At 37.3% G+C, this 14004-nt stretch carries 13 protein-coding genes; 6 read left to right on the forward strand and 7 right to left on the reverse strand.

What is annotated here, in order from left to right:
- Positions 1-15: 15 nt before the first annotated feature.
- Positions 16-549, reverse strand: coding sequence for a sigma-70 family RNA polymerase sigma factor (locus tag I6U51_RS11635; RefSeq protein WP_246517296.1), 534 nt, complete (start codon positions 547-549; stop codon positions 16-18).
- A gap of 472 nt (positions 550-1021) precedes the next feature.
- A complete protein-coding gene (locus I6U51_RS11640; RefSeq protein ID WP_211142799.1) occupies positions 1022-2890 on the reverse strand; it encodes a helix-turn-helix domain-containing protein in 1869 nt (622 codons plus the stop codon).
- A 201-nt stretch (positions 2891-3091) separates the two neighbouring features.
- Between I6U51_RS11640 and I6U51_RS11645 the strand changes: the two genes are divergently transcribed.
- Genes I6U51_RS11645 through I6U51_RS11660 form a run of 4 tightly spaced genes read left to right on the forward strand, consistent with a single transcriptional unit; the run spans position 3092 to position 7320 of the window.
- Positions 3092-3322 carry a helix-turn-helix domain-containing protein gene (locus tag I6U51_RS11645; protein ID WP_000028496.1) on the forward strand — a complete coding sequence of 77 codons (231 nt, stop codon included), beginning with the start codon at positions 3092-3094 and terminating at the stop codon, positions 3320-3322.
- 4 nt (positions 3323-3326) lie between these two features.
- Complete coding sequence (locus I6U51_RS11650) at positions 3327-4475, forward strand: restriction endonuclease PLD domain-containing protein (RefSeq protein ID WP_039236604.1); 1149 nt, start codon at positions 3327-3329, stop codon at positions 4473-4475.
- An 11-nt stretch (positions 4476-4486) separates the two neighbouring features.
- On the forward strand, positions 4487-6349 hold the full coding sequence (locus tag I6U51_RS11655) for a Z1 domain-containing protein (protein WP_039236607.1): 1863 nt from the start codon (positions 4487-4489) through the stop codon (positions 6347-6349).
- A gap of 14 nt (positions 6350-6363) precedes the next feature.
- Positions 6364-7320 carry a restriction endonuclease PLD domain-containing protein gene (locus I6U51_RS11660; RefSeq protein WP_211142800.1) on the forward strand — a complete coding sequence of 319 codons (957 nt, stop codon included), beginning with the start codon at positions 6364-6366 and terminating at the stop codon, positions 7318-7320.
- A gap of 42 nt (positions 7321-7362) precedes the next feature.
- Here I6U51_RS11660 and I6U51_RS11665 read toward each other — a convergent pair whose 3' ends face one another.
- The 5 genes from I6U51_RS11665 to I6U51_RS11685 all read right to left on the reverse strand — a co-directional run bounded on the left by I6U51_RS11665 (position 7363) and on the right by I6U51_RS11685 (position 12089).
- Positions 7363-8415, reverse strand: coding sequence for a DNA cytosine methyltransferase (locus tag I6U51_RS11665; protein WP_000577432.1), 1053 nt, complete (start codon positions 8413-8415; stop codon positions 7363-7365).
- Positions 8416-8419: 4 nt separating this feature from the next.
- Positions 8420-8755, reverse strand: coding sequence for a helix-turn-helix domain-containing protein (locus tag I6U51_RS11670; RefSeq protein ID WP_242940541.1), 336 nt, complete (start codon positions 8753-8755; stop codon positions 8420-8422).
- A 665-nt stretch (positions 8756-9420) separates the two neighbouring features.
- Positions 9421-10185 carry a type I methionyl aminopeptidase gene (map, locus tag I6U51_RS11675; protein ID WP_211142801.1) on the reverse strand — a complete coding sequence of 255 codons (765 nt, stop codon included), beginning with the start codon at positions 10183-10185 and terminating at the stop codon, positions 9421-9423.
- A 447-nt stretch (positions 10186-10632) separates the two neighbouring features.
- Complete coding sequence (locus tag I6U51_RS11680) at positions 10633-11193, reverse strand: PadR family transcriptional regulator (RefSeq protein ID WP_096541467.1); 561 nt, start codon at positions 11191-11193, stop codon at positions 10633-10635.
- A 47-nt stretch (positions 11194-11240) separates the two neighbouring features.
- The gene (locus I6U51_RS11685; RefSeq protein WP_211142927.1) at positions 11241-12089 is read right to left on the reverse strand and encodes a sialate O-acetylesterase; all 849 of its coding nucleotides are present in this window, start codon (positions 12087-12089) and stop codon (positions 11241-11243) included.
- Between the two features lie 265 nt (positions 12090-12354).
- On the opposite strand from I6U51_RS11685, the gene I6U51_RS11690 reads away from it, so the two are divergent.
- On the forward strand, positions 12355-12657 hold the full coding sequence (locus tag I6U51_RS11690) for an ArsR/SmtB family transcription factor (RefSeq protein WP_002348368.1): 303 nt from the start codon (positions 12355-12357) through the stop codon (positions 12655-12657).
- A gap of 154 nt (positions 12658-12811) precedes the next feature.
- Positions 12812-13975: an MFS transporter gene (locus tag I6U51_RS11695; protein WP_211142802.1), complete on the forward strand. Its 1164-nt coding sequence runs from the start codon at positions 12812-12814 to the stop codon at positions 13973-13975.
- The last annotated feature ends 29 nt before the right edge of the window (positions 13976-14004 follow it).

Genomic DNA, 14004 nt, shown 5'->3' on the forward strand with positions numbered 1-14004 from the left:
GCTGCCCTCTAACTATTAGCCGTGGCAAGAGGGGAAAGTTGAGGATTTGGGATATATTTTTTTGAAATTCTTTTTAGCTGTATCTAAACGATGTGAAATGGCGCTTTTGCTAACACCTTCCCGCTTTGCATACTCTGTCATTGACATGCCATCAAGATATACAGCGATAAAAGGTTCTGAATGTTTTGGCTTAAGAATAGAACGAATAATCTCACAGTAATATTCATAATCTTCCTTTTTGTTCCGAGCCACTTCATGGGTGTTATCGGGAAGATAGTCCATATGATCCGTTGCATCCTCTGATTCATCATCCTTGCGGAAGGGCTTTTTTGGCATCCCTCTGTGTCTGTCAAATTTGTGCCAGTTATTGTAATCGGGCTTGTTAAAACGCTCGTCCAAAATCACCTGTGGCGAACGGCGAGTCAGAGTTTCCTTATCTTCGGCAAAAGATAGCCTGTCCTCGTAATCTGCATCAATCATTAAAGTAAAGTCCTCGTCTGGTACCTCCAAATAGGTAGGTTTGTTGTCATACATGATTCTAATTTTCATTTTGCATCCTTTCCGCCGGACTGCATTGGCGGCAAAGGATACAAAAATAGGTCTGTGCCTCGAAGTACACAGACCCTTTGTCCTGAAAATGAGCGCAATAAGGTAAGGTACTTCTATTGCAACGCATAACAATCCTAAACGGACTGAAACGTTGCAATATGTATCCTTTGCCCTTATTGCAAATCAGGCATTTGATATTTTTTTGTAGACGAGGAATGGTCTAATTCTTGCTAACTACGAAGGACCTTTCCTTCATCTATCATTATTGTAGGTGAGAATTGGACAGCCTTGGCGGACACCTCATGCCCGTTAATTTCAGGCTCAAAATGACGCTTTTCCCAACAAAAACACCTAAAAACAACAATAAAAAAAGCCATACACAAACCCTTAAAAGGATTCATGTATAGCTCACATATCTTATAACTAAAAAAACGGACATCCCATGTCCGCTTTTTCAAAAATATATTGAATTTTATAATGGATCTGCTCCATGTTCTTGTAAAAATGCTCTAATCTCATCCATCGATTTTGCATATAGGTGAGTCAATGCAAAGTTATACCAAATATGACTATTGTTATTGAAGTTCAATGAAAATGGTGAGTTGCGAATTATATGACTGCTAATATTTGGCGGTAGATGAAGTCCAAGGCAAATCAATACTATGGAATTAATAGATCCCGGTTCCTCACCATTAACGATTCGTCTTATGGTACGCTCGTTGACCAATATTTTCTCTGCTAATTCTTTATAAGTTACTTTTTTCCACTCACGTACTATTTTGAGAGAGCTGGTATAGCTATTTGGCAATTCATTATAGATTCGCATTTCTTCAGCTATTGTTTCGGCTAGTAATCGGGCTTTCTTTTCCGGAGCCGCATACTCAAAACCATTACAATACTTTATATCAAAATCTATATTTGATGTCTTGTCACGGTTGAGGAAACATTCGGTATAGTATCTTTCCCTACACCCGGATTTGACTGATAACTCGAAAACCAAGCAACACTCTTCCATATGGGTTCGTGCGTAGTCTGTAAGTACCATTTGTCCGAATATATCCTGTGTTAAATATTTTGGATGGTTTAGCACAAAGTGAGAATCTACATATATATAACTTCCGTCTCTAACTAGAGCAGCCATTTCTAGATTGGTTATGCTTTGGATGGCAGCATCCTCTGCGCCTATTGAAAAGGTCTGATTTCTTTCAAGCGCACCCTTCTTAAATCTGTGAGGCTTGACGTAGCGACCATCTATATAAGTAAAAGTTCCGATTGCTTCCTCATATCCAGCATCAATCATTCGAATTTTAGCTGCTGTTCGAGATACGCTAAAGAACGTTGCTAAGGCGTCAATAACTGGCTCCATTACATCTATAAGTTCAGATGTTCCCAGTTCTGAACTGAATTGCTTAATAAATTTGAACGCTTGGGTTTTAAACATAGCAAGTGGCATTTGTATCTTTGGGGCGAGGGCATTCGCTTGCCATTCCATCCAGTCAGTTGCATCTCTGGTATTGTCTTTTATACCTCCGACTACCTGACACTTGATTCGTGTGGCACTACTATTATATAACCGCTCCAATTCAAGTGCTTTTCTATGTTGATCCCAATGGACACACTCATGCACAATAGTATTATTGACTGATCCCAGATTACGAAGGAAGTAAGCTTTAGGGTCCACGATTATTGTACGGCCACTCACACGGGTCTGTACCATTTCATCGCTATCTTCATCATAAAACTCTGCATCACAGTCGTGAAAGTATATCTGCCCAAAAACAGAGAAATCCTTTGTAATCTCTCGCATTTCTACTGTAAGGCCCATTTTTTCTGCCAACACCTGTGGCTCAACTGCCATAGGAGTTTTTAATGCTTCAGGGTAATGTCTTCTAAGGAAGTCTGTAGCAACAGATTCTAGTTGTTCCTTATGAATGATAGGGACAAGGGAGTCTGACATAGGTTTCGGCTGCTTATTTTTGCTAGTATACTCCGTTATACTAGAGATTGAAAAATCATCCAAATTGCAATCCAAATCACCTGAGCATTCTAGCATAAACCATTGCCGGCAATTTTCTGATTCATCATAACGATGATTTGATTCACGGACTTCGAATTCCGCTTCAACAGCAACATCAAATTCTATTTTCATGTCCGGTAAGTCATTAACAGATACGAACTTTACTTCTATATCTGATAACTCAATGCCGCCAATGTTTTGAACTCTGTATAACCGTAAGTCTAAATCTTCACAATTATCCGTTGCATAGGTTTGTATGGCAGAAAATATCTCATTATAGAATCTACCATCCACGTAATCTTTAAAAGAACGATTACCCGCCAAGGCACTCCCTCCTCACCCCATATGAAATTAATATCTTTAAGGATTTTTACTATTCAAACATTAGTTCATAGGTAAATTATAACATGTATTTTGATTGCCTCAACATTTATTTTACGTTTGCGAATTTTAATTGTTGCTTCACTAACTTTGTGATAAACTTTATTTATTAACTTAGGCTAGGTACTAAGGCGAGGTGATATTATGTCCATAAGTTATAAAAAACTATGGAAACTTCTTATTGATAGAGATATGAAAAAAAAGGACTTAAGAGAAGCAGCTGGTATTAGTACAGCTTCAATGGCTAAGCTTGGAAAAAATGAAAATGTTAATACTGACATTTTAATAAAAGTATGTAAGGCGCTTAACTGCGATATTTCAGATATTATGGAGATTGAAAAAACTACAGAAACCCCACCAAAAACAAAGGAGTGAGCTAATGAAACTGTTATATTCAAACATCCTACCTCTTGGAACATCAGAGGGTCAACAAACAATTATAAATTGTTTTAACGAGCAAATTGCAAAATCAGACCGTGTTGAAATTGCGGTTGGATATATTTCTCGTGCTGCCTTGGAAGAACTCGACAATCTGGTCGAAGAGCATAATATATCTAGTATATGCCTTACCATTGGAATGTACTTCATCGAAGGAATGCCAGAAGGATCATATAATACTGCTTTAGAAATCAACAAAAAATGGACAGAGACTGGTATAGGTGAAATTAAGATCGTAAAAGCATTCAAATATCATGGAAAAGTATACTGCTTTTATAAAGATGGACAACCTTTTTCTGCTATTATTGGTTCCGCAAACTTAGGTGTAATCAAATTAGATGCTAATAACCGTAGGCAATATGAAATCTCATCGGTTACTTATGATGCTACTGAATGTAAAGAAATTGCTGAATTTTTAGAGAAGCTAAAGGCTCAGAACTGCTCTGATAATATTGCTAACATTATAGGAATGCCAATAGTCAGGGAAGTTAACACATCACTTAGTGGCATTGATACGGTAACACAGATTCCCCAAACTGGTGTACAGCTTTATGAACAGCATAAAACAGACGTTTCTTTTGTACTGCCATTAAAAGTTCCTGCTTACGATGAGCGGCATATGGATGATGGTAAGCATTTCACAAAGTCAAATATAAATGTTAGCTATGCCGCACCACGAAGTAAAAGGAAATCCCGTGATTGGTACGAAACTCAATTGACTGTTAGCAAAGCGATAACTCGTTCAGAAGGTTACCCTGAAAAAAACAAGCCTTTTTTTGTTGTAACCGATGATGGCTATTGGTTTAAAGCTCATACCACAAGCGATGGCAATAAACAATTCAGTGCTGTTGGCGATGAACTCATTCTTGGTCGTTGGATTAAAGGTAGACTTGCAGCAGCAGGTTTAGTAACACCAGTTAATGACACCCAAGCTGATACTGATCGTAAGGGAATGATTACGAAAGAAATGTTACAAGCATACGGTTGCGATAGCCTTGTACTTTCAAAAACAGATCAGAAAGCATTGGACGAAGATGGCACCGAGCTTGATGTGTGGGTTTTATCGTTTGAAACAATTACTAACGAATGAGAGGTGTATCAATGCAATATTTAAAAAAATACTTGCAAAAAATAAAAGAGCGAGGTAACGAAAAATTAGCTGAGTCCATTTCCAAAACAGCTGAAGATATTGGCAATCAACATATTCGCAATTTTTCATTTATAAGTCATGAGATTGGCTTGTTGTTTGGTAATGTGCAATCTGGAAAAACTGGTCAAATGTTTGGCGTTATGTGCAAAGCTGCAGATTTAGGATTTCCCGCATTCATCTTACTCACAACAGACAATGTTGTCTTGCAACAACAAACCTTAGATCGAGTTAGAGACGACTTAGACGGCTTCTGTATTTGTGGCGAAAACGACTCAGGCTTATTTATTGAAAATAGCCTTGTTAAGCCAGCCATTGTCGTTCTAAAGAAAAATGCAAGAGTACTAAGATTGTGGGCAAATGTATTTAATTCTACAGGCTTTATGAAGGGAAACCCTCTATTCATCGTTGATGATGAGGCGGATGCGGCTTCCTTAAATACTCTAATAAACCGTAATAGTCAGTCATCAATTAATAGATATCTGGATTCTATAAAAAATGGAGCATCAAGTAGCTTATACTTACAGGTTACAGGTACGCCTCAAGCAATCTTATTACAGACCCTTGCGTCTGGTTGGCATCCATATTTTACATACTACTTCCATCCAGGGGATGGCTATTTAGGTGGAGACTTTTTCTTTCCAACAAGCGGTAAACCTGAATGCATTGATTTTCTTGAAACTATCAAACGACCGACACGAAGTGTTGTTATACGCCACCTTGCTGTATCTGCTCAGATTTTAGCATCAAAAGGAATAGTATCAAATTGCCTTCTACATCCGAGCGTACGACAAAATGTCCACCAGCGTTTTGCTGACGATGTCGCAAAGGAACTAGATTGGTGTATGGAGCATATCAATACCGAATTCATCACAGAATTACAAACCCACTATGATTCTTTAGAACCCAACAAAAGTGAGAAACTTTCTTTTGAAGTTATCTATAAAACTACTAAGGATTTGTTGGAAAACAAAGGGATAAAAATTCTTGTTATGAATGGAAAAACAGATGTTGAGAGTCCAGATTATGCAACAGGCTGTAATTTTATCGTAGGCGGAAACACTCTAGGCCGAGGCGTAACTTTTCCAGGGCTACAGACAATTTATTATACAAGAACCAGCAAAAAGCCTCAGGCGGATACTATGTGGCAACATAGTAGGATGTTTGGTTATGACAGAGACTCTGGCATGATGAAGATATTTATAGATGAACAACTCTATAAATTATTTGCGGACATTAACGCTACTAATAATGCCATTATCGCACAAGTAGAGCAAGGAATTGAAAACATAAAAATTTATTATCCATTTGGATTGAATCCAACTCGAAGGAATGTTATTGATAACAAACGAGTCAATATCCTTTCAGGTGGAACGAACTATTATCCGTTCTATCCAGATAATAACACCATAGATGATATAACAAAACTATTGGAGCCTTTCTCCGATGATGATCCTTATTACCAGGTAAATTTGAGGTTAATTAAGAAAATATTATCCCATATTATTGCCAGCCCGGATTTCAAGTTAGATGCATTCCTTTCTGTCATTGATACACTGCTTTCAGAACAACCAGCTGGACAGGGGATTTTGATTGTCAGAAGAGGAAGAGATGTTGCACAAGGGACAGGAGCCTTGTTGTCTCCGAACGACTGGAAACTAGGTGGCACTTTCCATGACAAAGTAGTTTTGACCATGTATCAAGTAACTGGTACTAAGGGGTGGGGTGGAAAAGCTCTCTGGGTGCCGAATATTAAACTTCCTCATGATACAATGTATTATGATGTGTCTGAGGATGATATAGAAGAAGAAGCATAGGAGGGCAAGAATGGATGTTCACCAACAACATAGCAAAAAGGATTTTATTTGCCCCTCCACTCCAAGGAGCGGACACTTTATTAATATTAAGCGGATATGCTACCCCTAATATGGCATCATGGCTTATTAAGAGTTTTCAAGAACAAAATATGCACCCTCTAAATATTTCATTGCTTATTGGAATGGTTCCTTACGATGGATTAAGCGTTCCTATACATGAGGGCTTTATGGAACTCCATGGCAAAACATATCCAAAAGCAGTGGATAGCTTTTCATGTAGTTATGTTTGCGAAAACCCTCCAGTTCACGCAAATTTATACATTTGGCTAAAGGAAGAATCACCAGTACAGGCATATACAGGTTCAGCTGATTTTGTGCAGAATGCATTTATCCAATCCAGAAAAGAAATAGTTGTATGCTGTGATCCTAAAGAAGCTTATAAGTTTTATGAAGAAGTTGAAGCAAACTCAATTTATTGTAACCATGCAGAGGTCGAAGACCATATTGTTCTCCGTCCAACACATCAAATTCTTGATGCTGAAAACAAGCCTCTAACCACTTTGGCTGGCGAGGGTATTACTTCTACGACTCTATCGCTTCTCACAAATAAGGGTGAAGTTGGAGAAAAATCCGGATTAAATTGGGGACAACGAAAGGGCAGAAACAAAAACGAAGCTTATATACATCTTCCTGCAAAAATTGCAAGAAGCGGTTTCTTCCCGTTAAATAAACAACACTTTACTGTTATTACAGACGACGGTCATACTCTTCTCCTAAGAGTTGAGCAACAAAACGACAAAGCAATTACAACACCTCTTAGCAACGCTCAACTCGGAGAATACTTCCGAAACCGTTTAGGTCTTGGAAATGGTGCATTCGTAAAAAAACAAGATTTACTAAACTATGGAAGAACAGATGTTACCTTTTACAAAATCGACGATGAGCAGTACTTTATGGATTTCCATGTATAAACAAAGCAGTTACTTTGCCTTCTCTACAAAGTAACTGCTTTTTCATTCTTTAATACTTGGCTCTACGCTCTCATATTCAATTCCAGCAAAACACTTCAATATTGCCTCAAAAATGATTTTTGCACCCTGACAAGGTACTGCCATTCCTATTTGTTTGCGTACACTCTCTTTACTTCCTACGAATCTATAAGTATCAGGGAAAGTCTGTAATCTTGCCCGCTCTCTGTTAGTCAATGCTCGTGGTTCTTCCCAATGGTAGATATGTGTTCCTCCACCACCGCTTCCCGTAACCGTATAGGAAGGCTTAGTTGGATCGAGCCTCTTATATATTTGACTTATTTTTGCTCCTCTAATATTAAGTCGCAAATCTTCTGGAAGGTCTGCCGTAAATGCATTTTGTCCAGGTAGAATATGCTGCAACCTTCTAACAACAGTTTCGGATTGTCTTGTCAATTCATTATTATATGCATCCTCTGGAATAGGGGGATTTTCTATTGCATTTTTGCAAGTATTATCGATTCCGACATAGGGTGCTGTCGATGGGACTTTAAATTCAACATCGATGTCATCCCGTATGCCAACGATAATCAAACGGTGCCTCGCTTGAGGGACTCCGTATTCCTCAAACTTGTAGAGATGAGGTGTAATTGTATAGCCAGCTTCCCTCAGTTCCTTAAGAATCTTAGTGAAGGCTTTCCCATCATTTGCATTTCTAAGTCCTCCAACATTTTCTGCTAAAAACCACTTGGGTTTAAACAGTTTTAGAGCTTTGACACCATACGAATACAAGGGACCGAATACCCCGTCCATACCTTTTTGCTCACCAACAACACTATAGTCATTGCATGGGAAACCAAATGCCAATGCATCAATCGGTGCTAGTTTAGACATATCGAATTTGCGAATATCCGCATGGTAAACAGTATTAGGAGTATCAGGACAGATATTTAATCTATATGTTTCACAGGTATCTGCGTCATAGTCATTTGCCCACTGATGTACAATCGCAAAGTTTGGATCTTCAATACTAGCATTCATTGCACCCCAAGCGATCCCACCTGGGCCGCAAAATAATTCACCTAATCTAAATATCATAATATCACTCTCCCTCCTTTGAAATACCAATTTTATTACCGTTCCGCATAGTCAAAAAATCTATGAACAATTGCACCATTGCTACCCCGTCATCATCTAAGTTTTCTAAACCATGAATCTGGCAATTGGGATGCATATCATTTTCTGATATATAACCTGCGGCTAACAATATTTCAAACGGGTGAAAATTTAAAGCACGTGCGATTTCACATAATGTTGCCCAATTAGGGTTTTTTCTAGTTCCGTTCTCAATTTTCATTATTTCACTGTCGCTTGATCCACAAGCAATTGCTAACTTTTTAAGAGAAAGCCCCATGGCTTCTCGACGACTTTTAATCATTTGTCCTATCTCAGGCATCCTCTCACCTCTGCATCATCATATCACCTTCGCTGCCTTTTGTCAAGAATATCTTACTTAAATGCTGCTCAAAAGCAGCAATATAGTAATTTTCAATTTAATGCACAGCTCTTCTCCTATACCTAGACCACATCTATTCTATCTCCACAACCCTATGAATTTATCTAACCTTTCAACTCAACCCTACACACATTTTTTACAGTTGACCTATTTCCTCAATAAACAAAAACAAGGATTTTCAAGATTGAAAGGCACTACCAGACATCAGATAGAAAATCTTCCAACCTCGGAAATCCTTTATTTATCAGTACTTTGAATAGACTTTATTTTTCAACCCGCGACATCAATACCACGCACTCAACATGGCTTGAGAGGACAGAATGAATGTCATTCGAACCTGCCCGTTCTCGGAAACATATCTACTGCGTTTTTGGGGCTATCGGTAGACGGGAACATATCTACCAATCGTACTGTCTGTGCAAAGGAGCTGTGACATAAGTCCCTAGAAAAAGTCGTATGAAATTACGAAAAATCGTTCTTTTCATGCGATTTATTGGATAAAAGAAAAGGAGCACCGGTTGCCGCTAAAATAAAAATACTTTTCTATCCTTATCCATTAATGCCGATTTATAAATCATATATTTCGTTTAATAAGTTCCTTCTTCTCCTTGAGATGTTAGAATTAACGGCCCAGCTTTAGTGATTGCCAAGCTATGCTCATATTGACAACTTAAACTGCCATCTAGAGTTCTTGCTTCCCATCCATTAGACATCATCTTTACTTGCCCATCACCTACATTCACCATGGGTTCAATCGTGATGACCATTCCCTCTCTCAGACGAACCCCTTTCCCAGGTGTCCCATAATGAGCAAAGAAAGGTTCCTCATGGATACTAGGTCCAATTCCATGAGCAATAAAATCTCGTACGACGCTGTACCCTTGTGCTTCTACATAAGCTTGTATCGCATGACCAATATCCCCAGTCCGATTACCAACCTGTGCTTGCTCGATTCCAAGATAAAGAGCTTTTTTAGTTACCGCCATCAAATTGTCAACTTCCGGTGTGCTTGCACCTACTACATAAGCCCAACAAGAGTCCGAGATCGCGCCATTTAAATTGACACACATGTCAACTTTAACCAAATCACCTGACTTTAAGACTTGTTTTTTAGGAAATCCGTGACAAATTTCATCATTCACACTGATACATGTAGCATACTTATAACCTTCAAATCCAATTTGGGCAGCAACTCCTCCATGACTTTCGATGTATTGACGCACAAAAACTTCAATGTCCCAGCTAGTAATTCCCGGCTTGATAAAATCTCGTAGATGGATATGAACATCGGCTAATAACGATCCAGATTCAGCCATCAACTCAATTTCCCTTTTAGATTTTAAGGTAATCATGTGTACTCCCCGCTTTCAAATTTTTATAAGATTTTGTTACAAAGTTTCAAACTGATTTAATTTCCCATATTTCTACCGAAGTTTTCAGCAAGAATGCCGAGTAGCCTTTTTATTTCTCTACAGTCCAAAAAAGAAGAAGATTTCTTCTTTTCATCCTAGGAAACATAGCAATATACGATGGCTATTTTTTTAGGAGAGCGTCGTCCGTTGGAGCATATCAATAAATTTCATATAACATTCTTTTCGCTCTAATAAAAATCCGTTCTCTCGAGTGGACGCTCTAATATTCTCATGTTATCTTCCCTTTTGATATTTAAAAAACGCTATATACCAACGATCCCTTTTCCCTTCATCCTCTTTAGAAATATAGATTCCATCCATTTGCTTTCAATTTCTTTGATAACGATAGACCTCAGCAAAACAAATCCTCCTCAAGCTTCATATTAGCTAGATGTCTTCTTTCTGAGCTGTGTTGGGTAATTTAGATTCGCTTTCAATCCTTGTATCTTTTAATAGTTCTTCAAACCATTGAACGTTTACTAAATGATGAGAACGTGAATTTTCCAACATTTTTTTAAAATAAGTAGGGATATCTTCATTATGTTGTAGTGTTTGATCTAATAAAAAAATTTTCCTTTTCGTTTGTTCAATTTGTATTTTTATTAGCTTTATGAATTCCTCTTTTTTATATTCGTTAGCAAATAACATCGCTGCATAAAAAGAAAAATTTATATAATCGGTCTTAGATCCATACTTAAACATTAATTTTTCGAATTCTTTGTTTCCTCGTTCAGTAATGATATAATTATGCTTTTCTCTAGTATTGTCTAGCTGATCGACTTTTTTAATATATTGCTTTTCTTCTAATTGTTGAAGATTATAGTAGAAGGACCCTTTCGTATAATTTACTATATATTTATAGTGACGCTCCTCCATTAATGCTAATAATTCGTAACCATAAGAACCTGGTTTTTGTTTTAATAAACCTAAAATTAGTAGTGGAATCAAAAAAACACCTCTTTAGACTCTGAATTGGTATTCTGTGATGCTAAAGTTTACCTCTTGTAGATTTGTTTAAGTTGAGCTTCAAATTCAGGATAGGAAATTTTTCCCAACGCCAATTCTAGGCTTTCCATATATATTTTTTCTGTTTGTGTATGTGGTCGATCACAATTAAGCTTGATCAACTCATTTTCATTATTTAATGGTTTTAATATATGCTGCCTATTAGAGAAAGCTTCAAAATATCGTAAACCAAATTTTCTTTGCGAAATTGCATCAATGTGGATACCATCAGGATTAGATGTTAAACCTTCGGCTGTGACAAAATAACAATGATCTTGTTCGAAAGCAAATTTTTGCAATTCTTGATTGATGAGGTTATATTCCGTACAATTTTTCCCGAACCCTTCTTTACCTAGAAAATCTCCTAAGCCACCAATAATGATCGATATATTGGGGGCACTTAATTCCTTTCTAAGAGCCTTCATAATGGCAAGTAATTTTTGGTAATAGACTTTATACTTCCCATTCATACTATCGCTTTCTCCTTGGTGCCAAAGAATTCCTATTAACTCACTATTCTCCATAGCAAATTTTGCTTCTGTTATAGCATGTCTAAAAAGAGTCTGATCTACATGCCATTCATCAAGTGTACTTCCTCCTTCCGCACAGGGAATTAAGCCAATCGTTTCTTCTCGGTTTACATTGCACCATGCATCTGCAAAGGAAGCAGCTAAACTGACTCCAGAAACAGGGCGATCATAATTAATGGGTTCCGTCATCATTTGCCATCCCCCATTACGTAACATTTTAATCCTTTCATTATAAATTGGAGGTACATCATTGATAAAGCCTCGTCCTGCCATATTCGATTGCCCTATCATTAAAAATGATTTAATCATTTTCTTCATCCTTTCTTTCCATTTTCGAAGTAATCCTTTCAAGCTTCAATCAATATTGAAGAGATGCTCCACTCATTGACTGCTTCAACCAACTTTATTGAGTTATAAAAATAATCATAGTCTAATTAGACTAATATCCTATAAACATTATAGTCTAATTAGACTAATTGTCAACTCTTAAGTTTTGACGCGACAAAGATCCATTCCGCCATCCATCTGACATTCACGCTTGACAAAATCGACAATTCTCGATAAAATGAATTGTATGAAACAAGTAGATATTTTTAAAGCATTATCTAATGAAGCAAGATTGAAAATCTTAGAATGGCTGAAGGAACCAGATTTCTATTTCACTCCCCACGAAGGGATTGATATGAACAAAACCGGGGTATGCGTTAGTCAAATTTCAGAAAAATTAGAAATGACGCAATCGACGGCATCTCATTATCTCTCGATGCTTTTACAAGTTGGACTTATAAAAGCTGAACGTATAGGGAAGTATACCTATTACAAAAGAAATGAAGAGGCCATCAATGGGATCGCTGAGTTCCTAAAGCAAAAGGGATAACTGGGTTAAGCTGAATTCCTTACATTGTTTGGGGGATTCAGTTTCATCTCCGCTTAAATATATCGTTAGTATTCACGATATATTTTTTTGAATAAACATATCGATAATTAGCAATATATCGATGTAAAAACATAAGAATAAGGAGTGATATCATTTGTCTAATACTTTGAAAATTTATATCTTGGCAAGCGTTAGTTTTTTAGTGGGAACTTCCCAATATATTGTTTCAGGAATTTTAGATACGATTGCAAATTCACTTGATATAACTTTGGCAACAGCAGGGCAATTAATGACAATTTTCTCACTGGTATATGCAATATTTACACCCATTCTTATAGGAATAACATCTAGTATTGACAGACGTAAATTAATGATTTTTTCCTTAAGTTTATTTGTAATAGGGAATATCTTGGCATTCATCCTACCTGGCTATCAATTATTTGTAGTAGCTCGAGTTGTTATGGCACTCGGGGCAGGGATGATTGTTGTTACAGCATTAACTATCGCTACAAAGATCGCACCGGAAGGTAAGCAGGGTAGCTCTATTGCTATAGTGATGATGGGACTTTCGTCTTCGTTAATCATAGGAGTCCCTATCGGAAGAATCATTTCTAGTTTATTAGGTTGGAGGGTTATTTTTGGTGTAATTGCATTACTGGGAATTCTTGCAATGATCCTCATTAGAGCGTCTATTCCACTTATTCAGGGTGATAAGCCTGTACCACTAGTGCAACAGTTAGCTCTTCTTAAAAAATGGAGGATTACGATTGGATTAGCAATTACTTTTTTCTGGCTTGGAGGGTATTCCATTGCTTACACTTACCTTTCACCTTACTTATTAAATGTATCAGGAATAGAAGAAAAGCATTTAAATGGAGTCTTGCTGATCTTTGGTATCGCAAGTTTATTGGGTTCTAAATTTGGTGGATTTAGTACGGATCGTTGGGGAGTTCAAAAAACACTGTTAGGAGGAATGGCATTACACATCGTGATGCTAATATTATTGTCTCTTGTCACAAATTCTTATATTCGTGTTTCAATCATATTAATACTATGGTCATTTGCTGCATGGTCATCGGGACCAACCCAACAATATAACTTGGCTACAATCGAGCCAGAGTCATCAGGTATATTATTAGGCTTAAATCAGTCAGTAATGCAATTGGCAATGGCGGCTGGTGCAGGAATTGGCGGTGTTTTTGTTGAGAAAGTATCACTCTCTTCAGTTACTTGGATAGGCGCACTGGGAGTTACAATAGCTATTGGAGTCGCTTTGACACTTTCTAGAGCACGATTAAGTAAGATGCCAGAAGAGTAAAAAATATCACTCCTTTTAGTTATTGGAAA

Source organism: Clostridium aciditolerans (assembly GCF_016316925.1).
Lineage (GTDB): Bacteria > Bacillota > Clostridia > Clostridiales > Clostridiaceae > Clostridium_AM > Clostridium_AM aciditolerans.